This window comes from Mycobacterium sp. RTGN5 (assembly GCF_033804465.1).
Taxonomy (GTDB): domain Bacteria; phylum Actinomycetota; class Actinomycetes; order Mycobacteriales; family Mycobacteriaceae; genus Mycobacterium.
In genome coordinates, this window is the sequence record NZ_JAPZLA010000006.1 from 322,314 (window position 1) to 336,188 (window position 13,875).

Consider the following 13,875-nt stretch of genomic DNA (forward strand, 5'->3'; position numbering starts at 1 on the left):
GCCGACGGGCGACCGTGTGCTTCTTCCCCCCGCATTCACTCGGGCTACTACGGTGTGAATAGAGCGCGATGCGGTTACCCCGAGGAACGAAGACCGACGAGAAATAGACCGACGGAGCCGGCGCGGGGCAGACCACGCCGCACCGTCAGGAATGGAGTGGTTGGGTGCCCGGTCGTATCGAGATCGATGACGTCGCGCCCGTCGTGTCCTGCGGAACCTACCCAGCCAAAGCGGTCGTCGGCGAAGTCGTGCCGGTGTCCGGGACGGTGTGGCGGGAGGGTCACGACGCGGTGGCGGCGACGTTGGTGGTGCGCTACCTCGGAACGGCCTACCCGCAGCTCGGGCAGAGTCCCGCTCGCCGGGTCAAGGCGTTAGAGGGGTCCGACCTGGCCGAGGCGGCGCCTGCGGCCAGCCGGGTCAAGCCAGCGCTCTACGCGATGTCGACCGGACGCTCACCGGATCTGTTTCACGGCCAATTCGTGCCCGACCGGGTGGGGCTGTGGACGTTTCGGATCGACGGCTGGGGTGACCCGATCACCAGTTGGCGCGGTGCGGTCACCGCGAAACTCAACGCCGGTCAAGGCGAATCGGAACTCGACAACGATCTACACGTCGGCGCGCGCCTGCTGGCACGGGCTGCCACCGGTGTTCCGCGCGATCACCGCGCGCCGCTGCTCGATGCCGCGGCCGCACTGCGCGAGCCCGGCGACCCGCTGACCCGTGCGGCGCTCGCGCTCTCGCGTGAGGTCACCGACCTGCTGGCCCAATACCCGCTGCGCGAGCTGGTCACCCGGGGCGCCACCTACGGCGTGTGGGTGGATCGGCCGCTGGCGCGCTGCAGCGCCTGGTACGAGCTGTTCCCCCGCTCCACCGGCGGCCGCGACGAGAGCGGCAAGCCGGTGCACGGCACGTTCGCCACCGCGGCCGCGGCGCTGCCCCGGGTCGCCGCGATGGGATTCAACGTCGTCTACCTGCCGCCCATTCACCCGATCGGCAAGGTGCACCGCAAGGGCCGCAACAACAGCGTGACCGCCGAACCCGGCGACGTGGGGTCGCCATGGGCGATCGGCAGCGCCGAGGGTGGCCACGACGCGGTTCACCCCGATCTCGGGACGATCGACGATTTCGACAGGTTCGTGGCCGCCGCGGGTGAGAACGGTCTGGAGGTGGCACTGGATCTCGCACTGCAGTGCGCCCCGGATCACCCGTGGGCCAAGGATCATCGGCAGTGGTTCACCGAGCTGCCCGACGGCACCATCGCCTACGCGGAGAACCCGCCGAAGAAGTACCAGGACATCTATCCGCTGAACTTCGACAACGATCCCGGCGGCCTGTACGACGAAGTTCTGCGGGTCGTGCGGCACTGGATGGACCACGGCGTCAAGATCTTTCGGGTCGACAACCCGCACACCAAGCCACCGAATTTCTGGGCGTGGCTGATCAGTCAGGTCAAATCGGTCGATCCCGACGTGCTGTTCCTTGCCGAGGCGTTCACCCGGCCGGCCCGGCTGAACGGGCTGGCGAAACTCGGCTTCACCCAGTCGTATTCGTACTTCACCTGGCGTACCGCGAAGTGGGAGATCGAGGAGTTCGGTCGCGAGATCGCCGAGCACGCCGACTACACGCGGCCCAACCTGTTCGTCAACACCCCGGACATCCTGCACGAGAGCCTGCAGCAGGGCGGTCCTGGCATGTTCGCGATCCGGGCGGTGCTGGCATCGACGATGGGCACCTCGTGGGGGGTCTACTCGGGCTTCGAACTGTTCGAGCATCTGCCGGTGCGAGCGGGCAGCGAGGAGTACCTGGACTCCGAGAAGTACGAGCTGCGACCGCGCGACTTCGAGGGCGCACTGGCGCAGGGACTCTCACTCGAGCCATTCCTGCAGCGCCTCAATGAGATCCGACACGTTCACCCGGCGTTGTGTGAGCTGCGCACCATCACGTTCCATAACGTCGAGAACGACGCATTGCTGGCCTACAGCAAGTTCGATCCGGTATCCGGCGACACTGTGCTGGTGGTGGTGACGTTGAACGCCTTCGGTCCCGAAGAAGGCACCGTATGGCTGGATATGGCTGCACTGGGTATGCACCCCTATGACCGGTTCTGGGTCCGGGACGAGATCACCGGAGAGGAATACCAGTGGGGACAGTCGAACTATGTGCGGTTGGAGCCCTCCCGGGCCGTCGCGCACATCTTGAACATGCCGTTGGTACCGCAGGAGCAGAGAGCAAGTCTGCTGCGACGGGAATGACGGGAACTACAAAGGAGCCCTGGCAATGACGAGAACCGACAAACTCGCCAGCCCGCATCTGGCACCCGACCCCGCCGAGCTGGCCCGGCTGGTCGGCGGCGTGCATCACAGCCCGCACAGCATTCTGGGCGCCCACGAGTACGACGATCACACCGTGATCCGGGCGCTCAAACCGCATGCGGAGGAGGTCGTGGCCTTAGTCGGCGACGAACGTCACCCGATGACGCACCTCGACTCCGGTGTGTTCGCGGTGGCCCTGCCGTTCACCAACCTGGTCGACTACCGGCTCGAGGTCACCTATCCGGGCGGGCACACCGTCACCGTTGCCGACGGCTACCGGTTCCTGCCCACGCTGGGCGAGATGGACCTCTACCTGTTCGGCGAGGGACGCCACGAGCGGCTATGGGAGATCCTTGGCGCCCACCCGAGGTCCTTCACCACCGCCGACGGCGTCGTGGAGGGCGTGTCGTTCGCGGTGTGGGCTCCGAATGCCAAGGGAATCAACCTGATCGGCGAGTTCAACCATTGGGACGGCAACGACGCCCCGATGCGCGTGCTCGGGTCCAGTGGCGTGTGGGAGTTGTTCTGGCCCGGGTTCCCCACCGACGGGCTGTACAAGTTCCGGGTGCACGGGGTCGACGGCTCGGTCACCGACCGGGCCGATCCGTTCGCGTTCGCGACGGAGGTCCCGCCGCACACCGCGTCGCGGGTGTTCACCTCGGACTACACCTGGGATGACACCGAGTGGATGACCCAGCGGGCGGCGAAGAACCCGGTGTTCGAACCGATGAGCACCTACGAGGTTCACCTCGGTTCGTGGCGGCCCGGCCTGAGCTATCTCGAACTGGCCGAGCAACTCACCGATTACATTCTGGCCCAAGGCTTCACCCACGTCGAACTTCTGCCGGTGGCCGAACACCCCTTCGGTGGCTCGTGGGGCTATCAGGTGACGTCGTACTACGCGCCGACGTCGCGGTTCGGCACGCCCGACGAGTTCCGGTTCCTGGTGGACACCTTGCACCGGGCCGGCATCGGCGTGATCGTTGACTGGGTGCCCGCGCACTTCCCCAAGGACGCCTGGGCGCTGGGCCGCTTCGACGGCACCCCACTCTACGAGCACTCCGACCCGCGCCGCGGTGAGCAACTCGACTGGGGCACCTACGTTTTCGACTTCGGCCGCGCCGAGGTGCGCAACTTCCTGGTCGCCAACGCGCTGTACTGGTTGCAGGAATTCCACATCGACGGTCTGCGGGTGGATGCCGTCGCCTCCATGCTCTACCTGGACTACTCCCGCCCGGCCGATGGCTGGACGCCCAACATCTATGGCGGGCGGGAGAACCTGGAGGCGGTGCAGTTCCTGCAAGAGATGAACGCGACCGTCCACAAGATGGCGCCGGGCATTGTCACGATCGCCGAGGAGTCCACCTCATGGCCCGGCGTCACACGCCCGACCAACCTTGGCGGACTTGGTTTTTCGATGAAATGGAACATGGGGTGGATGCACGACACCCTGGACTACATCGGCCGCGACCCGATCTATCGCACCTATCACCACGGCGAGCTCACGTTCTCGTTGCTCTACGCGTTCAGCGAGAACTTCGTCCTGCCGATCAGCCACGACGAGGTGGTGCACGGCAAGGGCACACTGTGGGGACGCATGCCGGGTAACGACCACGTCAAAGCGGCCGGACTGCGCAGCCTGCTGGCCTATCAGTGGGCCCACCCCGGTAAGCAGCTGCTGTTCATGGGCCAGGAATTCGGCCAGCGCGCGGAATGGTCGGAGGAACGCGGCGTCGACTGGTATCAGCTCGACGAGAACAGCTACTCCACCGGTATCACGCGATTCGTCGCCGATATCAACGCGCTGTACCGCGACCGCCCGGCGTTGTGGAGCCAGGACAGCCGGCCGGAGGGCTATTCCTGGATCGACGCCAACGACTCGGCCAACAACGTGCTGAGCTTCCTGCGCTACGGCAGCGACGGTTCGGTGCTGGCATGTGTGTTCAATTTCTCCGGCGCCGAGCACACCCGCTACCGACTGGGCCTGCCGCACAGCGGAACCTGGCGTGAGGTGCTCAACAGCGACGCGACGATCTACAACGGGGCGGGGGTCGGCAACTTCGGCGCCGTCGAGGCCACCGACGAACCCTGGCACGGCCGGACCGCGTCGGCGACGCTGGTGCTGCCACCCACCTCAGCGATCTGGCTCGAGCCCGCTTAGGGGGTCAGTACAGCGCGTTCGCGAGGTTGCGCCGCCCGGTGATCACATCGGGATCAGCCGGGTCGAACAGCTCGAACAGCTCGATCAAGCGGGTGCGCACCTTGGTGCGGTCGTCGTCGGATGTCTTGCGCACCAACGCGATCAGCCGGTCAAAGGCGGGGATGACGTCCTGGTTGAGGATCTGCACATCGGCAGCGGCGAAGGCCGCGTCGATGTCGTCGGGCGCCGCATCGGACGCGGCAACCGCGTCGGGCGTGTGTGTCGTGGCGCGTTCGAGAAAGGTCATCTGCCGCAGCGCGCCCTTGGCTTCGGCATTCGCGGGGTCGCCGTCGAGGATGGCCTGATACGCCGTCGCCGCACCCGCGAAATCGCCGGCCTCCAGAAGATCACGGGCCTGCGCCAAAACGGGATCGACGGCCGCCTCGTCCTCGGGATCGGCGGAATCAGCGAGCTTTCCTGCGGTCGCCGACAGCAGCGAATCGACCCAACGACGCAGCTGATCGGGGGGCTGCGGTCCTTGGAAGCTGGCCAGCGGCTGCCCGCCCGCCAGGGCCACCACGGTAGGCACCGCCTCGATGCCGAACATCTGGGCCACCCGCGGCACCACGTCGACGTTCACGGTGGCCAGCGACCACGTGCCGTTGTCGTCGGCAGCCAGCGTGCCCAGTGCCTCGGCCAGCTGCACCGAGGTATCGCTGCGAGGTGACCAGAGCACCACCACAACCGGCAGCTGACCCGACCGGACCAGCACCTCGGCTTCGAAATTCGCTTCGGTGACCTCCAGCCCACCGCTGGGGGCGGTCGGACCGCCGGACGCAGGCTGCTGGGCCCGCTGCTTGAGGGCGGAGAGATCGACGGCACCGGCGGCCAAAGCGGGGCCGATCGAAGGGCGTGGGCGTGTCACGTATCCAAGTCTGTCACGTCGTCGACGGCGCCGAATCTCGCGGTTGAGAAGAAACCGCCGGAGCCGCCTCACCACCGAATTTAGCCGTCCGATCAGCCCATATGAGGAAGATCACACTTCCGAGCGGCACGATGCTCCCCAGCAACGCCAGCAACCACGTGGCCACGCCCCAGGAGTAGGCGATCCCGGCCAGCAGAGCAGTGATCACAAAAGCGATGAACACCAGTCCGTGCACCATGCCGAAGACCTTGACCCCGACCTCGGTGCGCGGGCTGCCCAGGTACTTGAAGTACATCCCGACCAGCAGTCCAACCCAGCTCACCGCTTCGGCCAGCGCCACCACGCGGAACCGCCCCGCCGTGCCGCGGATATCAAAAGTGCTCGTCATGCCGCCATTGTGCCGCAGCCCCGAGCCAGCTACTACGCTGCGTCGTTGCTGCGGTCGCCGCTACCCTCGCCGGCTAGGCCCGCAGGATCAGCGCGTCACCCTGGCCGCCAGCGCCGCACAACGCGGCCACGGCGTAGCCCGAGCCACGACGGGAGAGCTCCAGCGCCGCGTGCAGCGTGATGCGTGCGCCTGACATGCCGATCGGATGACCGACCGCGATGGCGCCACCGTTGCGGTTGACCCGCTCGGCATCTACCCCGAGCTCGCGAGTCGAGGCCAGCGCGACGGCGGAGAACGCCTCGTTGATCTCAATGACACTGAGGTCGTCGAGGCTGATGCCCTCCCGCGCGATGGCCTTCTTGATCGCGTTGGCCGGCTGGGACTGCAGCGTGGAATCCGGGCCGGCGACCACACCGTGAGCACCGATCTCGCACAGCCACGTCAGGCCCAGTTCCTGCGCCTTGGCCTTGTTCATCACCACGACAGCGCAACCGCCGTCGGAGATTTGGGAGGCCGAACCGGCGGTGATGGTGCCGTCCTTGCGGAACGCGGGCCGCAGGCCGGACAGCGATTCGGCTGTGGTGTTGGCCCGGATGCCCTCGTCCTCGGCGAACTCGATCGGGTCGCCCTTGCGCTGCGGAATCTTCACCGGCACGACTTCGTCGGCGAACACCCCGTCCTTCCACGCCGCGGCGGCCTTCTGATGCGAGGTGGCGGCGAATTCGTCCTGCTCGAGGCGGGTGAACTTGTCGGTGTCGTTGCGCTGCTCGGTGAGGGCGCCCATCGGCTGGTCGGTGAAGACGTCGTGCAGGCCGTCGTAGGCCATGGAATCGAGCACGGTGACGTCGCCGTACTTGTAGCCCTCACGGCTGTTGACCAGCAGGTGCGGCGCCTTGGTCATCGATTCCTGGCCACCGGCCACCACGACGTCGAACTCACCGGCCCGGATGAGCTGGTCGGCCAGCGCGATCGAGTCGATCCCGGACAGGCACATCTTGTTGATGCTCAGGGCAGGCACGTCCCAGCCGATCCCGCCGGCCACCGCCGCCTGGCGGGCCGGCATCTGACCGGCACCAGCGGTCAGGACCTGGCCCATGATCACGTACTCGACCAGCGACGCGGGAACCTTCGCCTTCTCCAGAGCCGCCTTGATGGCGATGGCGCCCAGATCGCTGCCAGAGAAATCCTTGAGGGAACCCATCAGTTTTCCGATGGGAGTGCGAGCTCCAGCAACGATCACCGACGTCGTCATTCCTACCTCCATGAGCGTTTCGAGCCGCCCCAGTGCGGCTATTCACGGATCCTCCAGCTGTTGAATCCGATGTGGTTAGGTTACCTTTGCGTTATGACCGCCGAGCAAGTTGACGCCCGTCCAGTCCTGGCCAGTGCGCTCGTCACCGCTGTCGACCACGTCGGCATCGCGGTGCCGGATCTCGACGCAGCCATCCAGTGGTATCACGAGCACCTCGGCATGATCCTGGTGCACGAGGAGATCAACGAAGACCAGGGTATTCGCGAGGCCATGCTGTCGCTGAAGAACGCCGCGCCCGACTGCGCGCAGATCCAGCTGATGGCCCCGCTCGACGAGACCTCGACGATCGCCAAATTCATCGACAAGCGCGGCCCCGGCATCCAGCAGATGGCCTACCGGGTCAGCGATCTGGATGCCATCTCTGAGCAGCTGCTTGGCCAGGGTGTCCGGTTGATCTACGACGCGCCGCGACGCGGAACCGCGAACTCGCGCATTAACTTCATCCACCCGAAGGACGCCGGCGGCGTCCTGGTGGAACTCGTCGAGCCCGCTTCCCACTAACGGTTACGACCACTAACGGGTTACGACCACCTGCGGGTCGGTCCGCGCGTTGCACGATTGGTCCAGCATGTGGTGTGCCAGTGCCGCCTGTCCTCGAGCCCAGCCTCACCCTGATCGACCGGCCACACCACCACATGTGCTGTGCTCGAACGGATTTCGTGATCACAGCCGGGGCACCGATAGTTCTTGACGGCACGCGCCCCCGGTATCGGCCGTACCTCGTAATCGAATCCGTCGGCGCCCGTCTCAACTCGACGCTGCCCGAGCAGGGGCGGCGGTAGATCGCTGCCCTTCCGACGATCCGGCCGGCGCCGCGGCATCAGAAGAGCCGGAACTCGTCGCTGTCCATACCGCGCATGACGTCGTAATCGAGAGTGACACAACGTATCCCGCGATCGACGGCGAGCGTGCGCGCCTGCGGCTTGATCTGCTGGGCGGCGAACACGCCGCTGACCGGAGCCAGCAAACTGTCCCGGTTGAGCAGTTCGAGGTAGCGCGTGAGCTGCTCGACGCCGTCGATGTCACCGCGACGCTTGATCTCCACCGCCACCGTGGCGCCCGTGTGGTCGCGGCACAGGATGTCGACCGGACCGATCGCGGTCATGAACTCCCGGCGAACCAGGGTGTAGCCGTCACCCAGCAGCTCGATGTGCTCGGCCAGCAGCTTCTGCAAATGGGCTTCGACACCGTCCTTCACCAGCCCGGGATCGATCCCGAGCTCATGGCTGGAGTCGTGCTCGATGCCTTCAATGGTGATGCGAAGCTGCTCACCGGTCTTGTTCTCCACGACCCACACCGGCAAAGAATCGTCCTTCGCCTCTTCAGTGAGCCAGCAGGGCGGGCTCATCCAGTTCAGCGGCTTGTAGGCGCGGTCGTCAGCGTGCACGCTGACCGAACCATCGGCCTTGATCAGCAGCAGCCGGCGAGCCGAAGGCAAGTGGGCGGTGAGACGGCCGACGTAGTCGACGTGGCATTGAGCGATCACGAGGCGCACCGCACAAGCTTAGGGTCTACGGTCCGCGACGAATTAGGCTGACGCCACCATGAGTTCCCACCCGAGCTTTGCGCAGCGGTTGGGCCGGGTACTCGAACGGGTCACCCGACAGAGCGGTCGGCTGATCGGCACACCGGCCTACGGGTCGCTGCTCCTGGGCAAGGTGACCGAAAGTCCCGCCCGCCGGCGGGTCCGGATCCAGACGCTGGTCACGGTGTCATTGATCTCGGTCAACCTTATCGGGATCCTGGTGGCGGCCTTGCTGGTGACCGTGGCGTATCCGGTGCCCAGCGTGTTCACCGACGTGCCGGCCTGGCTCACCTACGGACTCGCGCCGGCCTATGCCGCGTTCGCGCTGGCGTTCGGCACCTGGTGGATCACCACGCGCACCGTCAACGACCTCCGGTGGGCGGCCGAAGGGCGCGCGCCGACCCGGGCCGACCAGCGCAATGCGTTCTTCACCCCGTGGCAGGTCGCAAAGGCGCAGCTGACGCTCTGGGCGGTGGGCACCGCCGCGTTCACCGTCCTCTACGGGCTCTACGACACCGACTTCATTCCCCGGATCGCGCTCGGGGTGGGCTTCTGCGGCGTCCTGGTCTCCACCGGCGCCTACCTGTTCACCGAGTTCGCGCTGCGCCCGGTGGCGGCCCAAGCACTGGCGGCGGGACCGCCGCCGCACCGACTGGCGCCCGGGATCATGGGCCGCACGATGACGGTGTGGATGCTGGGCTCCGGTGTTCCCGTGATCGGGATCGGGTTGACCGCGCTGTTTTCGCTGGTGCTCGACAATCTCAGCAAGACACAGCTGGAAGTCGCGATCCTGATCGTTTCGTTGGCCACCCTGGTGTTCGGGTTCATGCTGATGTGGATCCTGGCCTGGCTCACCGCAACTCCCGTCCGGATCGTGCGTTCGGCGCTCAAACGCGTCGAAGACGGGGACCTCAGCGCCAACCTCGTCGTCTTCGACGGCACCGAACTCGGTGAGCTGCAACGGGGTTTCAACTCGATGGTGAGCGGGTTGCGGGAACGTGAGCGGGTGCGCGATCTGTTCGGCCGCCACGTCGGACGGGAGGTCGCTGCCGCAGCCGAATTGCAGCGACCCACGCTCGGCGGCGAAGAGCGCCATGTAGCAGTGCTTTTCGTCGATATCGTCGGATCCACCCGATTGGTCAGCGCGCTGCCGCCGATCGAGGTGGTCGAACTGCTCAACCGGTTCTTCGCCGTCATCGTCGAGGAGGTCGACCGCCACCGCGGCATCGTCAACAAGTTCGAAGGTGACGCGACGCTGGCGATCTTCGGCGCCCCCGTCACGTTGGACAATCCGGAAGACGACGCGCTGGCCACGGCGCGCACGATCGTCAAGCGGCTCGAACGGGAGGTACCCGAATGCCCCGCGGGCCTCGGGGTGGCGGCCGGGCAGGTCGTCGCCGGAAACGTGGGCGCCAACGAGCGATTCGAGTACACCGTGATCGGCGGCCCGGTCAACGAGGCCGCACGCCTGTCCGAGCTGGCCAAGTCCACCGACAGCCGGGTGCTGGCGTCGGCGGTGGCGGTCGAGAACGCCAGTGAGCAGGAGCGTGCTCGCTGGGTCCTCGGTGACGCGGTGACGTTGCGCGGCCACGACCAGCCGACCCGGCTTGCGGTTCCGGCGTGACGTCCGCGGCCATCGTCGAGGTACTCGCGACGCCGAGGGTACGCGGGTGGATTCACTTCATTTCGGCCGTTGTCGCCGTCATCGCCAGCGCCGCCCTGGTGCGAATGGCCTTCACCGCGGCGTCACCGGACGCCGGTTGGGCGACAACGATTTACACCGCCACGATCATCGCCATGTTCGGTGTGAGCGCGACGTATCACCTTGTCCGGTGGCGCTCGGCGAACGCGCTGATGTGGATGAAGCGCGCCGATCACTCGATGATCTTCGTCTTCATCCTCGGCACCTACACGCCCGTCGCCGTCCTGGCGATGCCGGTGCGGAGCGCAACACAGGTGCTGACCATCGTCGGCATCGGTGCCGCGGCGGGAATTGCGCTCAAGGTGCTGTGGCCCTCGGCGCCTCGATGGGTCGGTGTGCCCCTGTACTTGATGCTCGGCTACGCCGCGATCGGTTTCGCCCGAACACTTCTCGACGGCGCCGGGCTGACCGTCGTCGTCCTTCTCGTGGCCGGCGGCGTGCTGTACAACATCGGCGCGGTGCTCTACGGGCTGCGCTGGCCCAACCCATGGCCCGCATCGTTCGGCTACCACGAGTTCTTCCATGCGTTCACTGCCGCCGCGGCGACCTGTCATTTCATAGCGATCTGGCTCATCGTGGTCTGACCCAGCGCCGGGCTGATGTCCTGATCCGAGGGGTACCGGGCCTGCGAGCCACTGGTGTGCCGGGCCCACGTTGGGCACCGTGGTGGCATGACAGTCAGCGACTCGGCCCCGTGGGGCCTCCCGGACTCCGATATCTGTTCAGCGGCACTGCAGCTGGCGACCGACGTGTCCCCCGCATTCATCACCAATCACTGCATCCGTAGCTACCTGTTCGGCCGCGAACTCGCGGCCGCCAATGGGCTGCGCGCCGGGGTCGACTACGACGACGAACTCGTCTTCCTCAGCTGTGTGCTGCACGACCTGGGCGTCACCGAATACGGCGGCGGGGATCAGCGCTTCGAAGTCGACGGGGCGGATGCCGCAGTGCGATTCCTGCGCGAGCGCGGAGTCGGCGAAGAACCGGTGCAGACCGTGTGGCAGACGATCGCCCTGCACACCAGCGTCGGGTTGGCGCACCGGTTCGGCGCAGTCCAGGCGGTGTCGCACCTCGGAATTGCGTTGGACATCAACGGGTTCGACAAGCAGCGACTGTCGGCCGGGTTCGCCGAACGGGTGCACGCCGCGTGGCCACGCCACGATCTGGGATACGCGATCGCGGCGGCGATCGCCGATGGCACCCGGGCCAACCCGATGAAGGCCCCGCCGTTTTCGTTTCCCGCGCACCTGGACCACCTGATCAACGGCGGACCCGCGCCCACCTTCTTGGACCTGGTGAGCACCTCGGGCTGGGGCGATCAGCCGGTGCGTACCGTCGTCAGTTAGCGGCCGCCGACCACGATGTCGGTTTTCCGCCAGTACTGTCGGTGCCGGCGTGTAAAGGTCGAGATATGCACGACGACTTCGACCACTGCTACCGGGCTGTTCAGTCCAGGGACTCGCGGTTCGACGGTTGGTTCGTCACCGCGGTCAAGACCACCGGTATCTATTGCCGGCCCAGCTGCCCGGTGCGCCTGCCGCTGGCCCGCAACGTGTGCTTTTATCCCAGCTCGGCGGCCGCCCAGCGAGCGGGTTTCCGGGCCTGCAAGAGATGCCGTCCCGACGCGTCGCCGGGATCGCCCGAGTGGAATGTTCGCGGTGACGTCGTGGCCCGGGCCATGCGGCTGATCGCCGATGGCGCGGTGGACCGCGAAGGGGTCACCGGATTGGCCACCCGGGTGGGATACACGACCCGCCAGCTGGAGCGCATGCTGCAGGCCGAGGTGGGTGCCGGTCCGCTGGCCCTGGCCCGGGCCCAGCGGGTGCAAACGGCGCGGGTGCTCATCGAGACCACCGACATGCCGTTCAGCGATATCGCGTTCGCGGCGGGCTTCGCCAGCATCAGGCAGTTCAACGACACCCTTCGAGCGGCCTGCGACATGACTCCGACGGCGCTGCGGCACAAGACCATCCACCGAGATCGGCAGAACAGTGCACCGGGCGGGCAAGCGCTGTCGCTACGGCTGCCGGTACGGACGCCGTTCGCCTACGAGGGTGTGTTCGGCCATCTGGCCGCCGGCGCGGCGCCGGGCTGCGAAGAGGTGCGCGACGGCGCCTACCGCCGCACGCTGCGCCTGCCCTCGGGCTATGGAGTAGTCAGCCTGACACCGCAGCCCGACCACGTCCGGTGCACGCTTGTGCTCGAGCAGGTCCGCGATCTGTCGACCGCGATCGCCCGGTGTCGGCGGCTGTTGGATCTCGACGCTGACCCCGAGGCCGTGATCGCGGTGCTGGGCGCCGACGCCGACCTGCGGGAGGTGGTGGCCAAGGCGCCCGGGCAGCGCATCCCGCGGACGGTCGACGAAGAGGAACTGACGGTGCGGGCGGTACTCGGGCAGCAGGTGTCCACCAAGGCGGCGCGCACCCACGCGGGCCGGCTGGTCAGCGCCTACGGCAGCCCGGTGACCGATCCGCACGGCGGCCTGACCCACACCTTCCCCAGCATCGCCCAGCTGGCCGATATCGACCCGGCCCATCTGGCGATGCCGGAAGCCCGCCGACGGACGCTGACCGCGCTGATCGGGGCGCTGGCCACCGGCGAGCTGACCGTGAATCCCGGCTGCGACTGGGAGCAAGCGCGTCAGCAGCTGCTGGCGCTGCCCGGCATCGGGCCGTGGACCGCCGAGATTGTGGCGATGCGGGGGCTCGGTGATCCCGATGCCTTCCCCGCCAGTGATCTCGGCGTGCGGCTGGCGGCCGAACAACTCGGCCTGGCGACCGAGGTGCGGGCGTTGACCGCGCACAGTGCACGCTGGCGACCGTGGCGGTCGTACGCGGTGCAGCATCTTTGGACAACTCTTGACCACTCCGTGAATCAGTGGCCACCGAAGGAGACGATGTGATGACGACGATGCACTACCGAACGATCGACAGCCCGGTCGGGCCGCTCACGCTGGCCGGCGCCGGATCGACCTTGATGCATCTACGGATGGTGGATCAGACCCACGAGCCGGACCGCTCCGCGTGGCAGCCGGCCGAAAGCGAGGTATTCGCCGAGACGGTCGAGCAGCTGGCGGCCTATTTCGCGGGCGACCTCACCGAATTCGAGCTCGACCTTAATCTTGCCGGCACGGAATTCCAGCGGAAAGTATGGGGTGCGCTTCGCACCATTCCGTATGGGGAGACGCGGTCGTATGGCGAAATTGCCATGCAAATCGGATCACCGGGCGCCTCGCGCGCGGTGGGATTGGCCAATGGCCGAAATCCAATCGGCATTATTGTGCCGTGCCATCGCGTTATCGGTTCCACGGGTGGGTTGACCGGATATGGCGGCGGAATTGATCGAAAGCGTGCGCTTTTAGCGCTGGAGAGAAGCCGAATGCCGGCCGATCTTTCACTCTTCGATTAGACCCAGATACACAAATGCCTGGGCCCCCAATCGAAATTGGGGGCCCAGGACTTAAATTGTGTTCGGCGGTGTCCTACTTTTCCACCCTTTTGGGTAGTATCATCGGCGCTGGCTGGCTTAGCTTCCGGGTTCGGGATGGGTCCGGGCGTTTCCCTGCCGCTAT

At 66.6% G+C, this 13,875-nt stretch carries 13 protein-coding genes and 1 rRNA gene; 8 read left to right on the forward strand and 6 right to left on the reverse strand.

Going from position 1 to position 13,875, the window contains the following annotated elements; translation table 11 throughout:
* The first annotated feature begins 164 nt into the window (after window positions 1-164).
* Window positions 165-2,252: an alpha-1,4-glucan--maltose-1-phosphate maltosyltransferase gene (locus tag SLQ31_RS25570; RefSeq protein WP_319436932.1), complete on the forward strand. Its 2,088-nt coding sequence runs from the start codon at window positions 165-167 to the stop codon at window positions 2,250-2,252.
* Between the two features lie 25 nt (window positions 2,253-2,277).
* Entirely contained in the window at window positions 2,278-4,473 is a 2,196-nt protein-coding gene (gene glgB / locus SLQ31_RS25575) for a 1,4-alpha-glucan branching protein GlgB (RefSeq protein ID WP_319436933.1), read from the forward strand.
* A gap of 4 nt (window positions 4,474-4,477) precedes the next feature.
* On the opposite strand, the gene SLQ31_RS25580 is transcribed toward glgB, so the two are convergent.
* The 3 genes from SLQ31_RS25580 to SLQ31_RS25590 form a co-directional block, all read right to left on the reverse strand.
* A complete protein-coding gene (locus SLQ31_RS25580; protein WP_319436934.1) occupies window positions 4,478-5,377 on the reverse strand; it encodes a tetratricopeptide repeat protein in 900 nt (299 codons plus the stop codon).
* Between the two features lie 13 nt (window positions 5,378-5,390).
* A complete protein-coding gene (locus tag SLQ31_RS25585; RefSeq protein WP_319436935.1) occupies window positions 5,391-5,765 on the reverse strand; it encodes a DUF3817 domain-containing protein in 375 nt (124 codons plus the stop codon).
* Between the two features lie 73 nt (window positions 5,766-5,838).
* Window positions 5,839-7,017: an acetyl-CoA C-acetyltransferase gene (locus SLQ31_RS25590; RefSeq protein ID WP_319436936.1), complete on the reverse strand. Its 1,179-nt coding sequence runs from the start codon at window positions 7,015-7,017 to the stop codon at window positions 5,839-5,841.
* A gap of 93 nt (window positions 7,018-7,110) precedes the next feature.
* Between SLQ31_RS25590 and mce the strand changes: the two genes are divergently transcribed.
* Window positions 7,111-7,578 carry a methylmalonyl-CoA epimerase gene (gene mce / locus SLQ31_RS25595; RefSeq protein WP_319436937.1) on the forward strand — a complete coding sequence of 156 codons (468 nt, stop codon included), beginning with the start codon at window positions 7,111-7,113 and terminating at the stop codon, window positions 7,576-7,578.
* Window positions 7,579-7,598: 20 nt separating this feature from the next.
* On the opposite strand, the gene SLQ31_RS25600 is transcribed toward mce, so the two are convergent.
* The gene (locus SLQ31_RS25600) at window positions 7,599-7,901 is read right to left on the reverse strand and encodes a hypothetical protein (protein ID WP_413643007.1); all 303 of its coding nucleotides are present in this window, start codon (window positions 7,899-7,901) and stop codon (window positions 7,599-7,601) included.
* Window positions 7,898-8,572, reverse strand: coding sequence for an endonuclease NucS (nucS, locus tag SLQ31_RS25605; RefSeq protein WP_319436939.1), 675 nt, complete (start codon window positions 8,570-8,572; stop codon window positions 7,898-7,900). Before nucS ends, SLQ31_RS25600 begins: the two co-directional genes overlap by 4 nt.
* A 49-nt stretch (window positions 8,573-8,621) precedes the next feature.
* Between nucS and SLQ31_RS25610 the strand changes: the two genes are divergently transcribed.
* The 5 genes from SLQ31_RS25610 (at window position 8,622) to SLQ31_RS25630 (ending at window position 13,712) form a co-directional block, all read left to right on the forward strand.
* Window positions 8,622-10,226 (forward strand): adenylate/guanylate cyclase domain-containing protein, encoded by a 1,605-nt coding sequence (locus SLQ31_RS25610; RefSeq protein ID WP_319436940.1) that lies wholly within the window; start codon window positions 8,622-8,624, stop codon window positions 10,224-10,226.
* Entirely contained in the window at window positions 10,223-10,888 is a 666-nt protein-coding gene (gene trhA / locus SLQ31_RS25615) for a PAQR family membrane homeostasis protein TrhA (RefSeq protein ID WP_319436941.1), read from the forward strand. The genes SLQ31_RS25610 and trhA overlap by 4 nt, the downstream gene beginning before the upstream one ends.
* Window positions 10,889-10,975: 87 nt before the next feature.
* Entirely contained in the window at window positions 10,976-11,650 is a 675-nt protein-coding gene (locus tag SLQ31_RS25620; protein WP_319436942.1) for an HD domain-containing protein, read from the forward strand.
* A gap of 65 nt (window positions 11,651-11,715) precedes the next feature.
* Window positions 11,716-13,206: a DNA-3-methyladenine glycosylase 2 family protein gene (locus SLQ31_RS25625; protein ID WP_319436943.1), complete on the forward strand. Its 1,491-nt coding sequence runs from the start codon at window positions 11,716-11,718 to the stop codon at window positions 13,204-13,206.
* On the forward strand, window positions 13,206-13,712 hold the full coding sequence (locus SLQ31_RS25630) for a methylated-DNA--[protein]-cysteine S-methyltransferase (protein WP_319436944.1): 507 nt from the start codon (window positions 13,206-13,208) through the stop codon (window positions 13,710-13,712). Before SLQ31_RS25625 ends, SLQ31_RS25630 begins: the two co-directional genes overlap by 1 nt.
* A 60-nt stretch (window positions 13,713-13,772) precedes the next feature.
* Here the strand turns inward: SLQ31_RS25630 and rrf are convergent.
* Window positions 13,773-13,875, reverse strand: a 5S ribosomal RNA gene (rrf, locus tag SLQ31_RS25635); the annotation flags it as partial.

What these genes read in the sequence shown, in the direction of transcription:
- SLQ31_RS25610 (WP_319436940.1), top strand. Translation starts at nt 8,622, where the DNA reads ATGAGTTCCCACCCGAGCTTTGCGCAGCGGTTGGGCCGGGTACTCGAA.
- mce (WP_319436937.1), top strand. Translation starts at nt 7,111, where the DNA reads ATGACCGCCGAGCAAGTTGACGCCCGTCCAGTCCTGGCCAGTGCGCTC.
- SLQ31_RS25620 (WP_319436942.1), top strand. Translation starts at nt 10,976, where the DNA reads ATGACAGTCAGCGACTCGGCCCCGTGGGGCCTCCCGGACTCCGATATC.
- SLQ31_RS25630 (WP_319436944.1), top strand. Translation starts at nt 13,206, where the DNA reads ATGACGACGATGCACTACCGAACGATCGACAGCCCGGTCGGGCCGCTC.
- SLQ31_RS25590 (WP_319436936.1), bottom strand. Translation starts at nt 7,017, where the DNA reads ATGACGACGTCGGTGATCGTTGCTGGAGCTCGCACTCCCATCGGAAAA.
- SLQ31_RS25585 (WP_319436935.1), bottom strand. Translation starts at nt 5,765, where the DNA reads ATGACGAGCACTTTTGATATCCGCGGCACGGCGGGGCGGTTCCGCGTG.
- SLQ31_RS25625 (WP_319436943.1), top strand. Translation starts at nt 11,716, where the DNA reads ATGCACGACGACTTCGACCACTGCTACCGGGCTGTTCAGTCCAGGGAC.
- glgB (WP_319436933.1), top strand. Translation starts at nt 2,278, where the DNA reads ATGACGAGAACCGACAAACTCGCCAGCCCGCATCTGGCACCCGACCCC.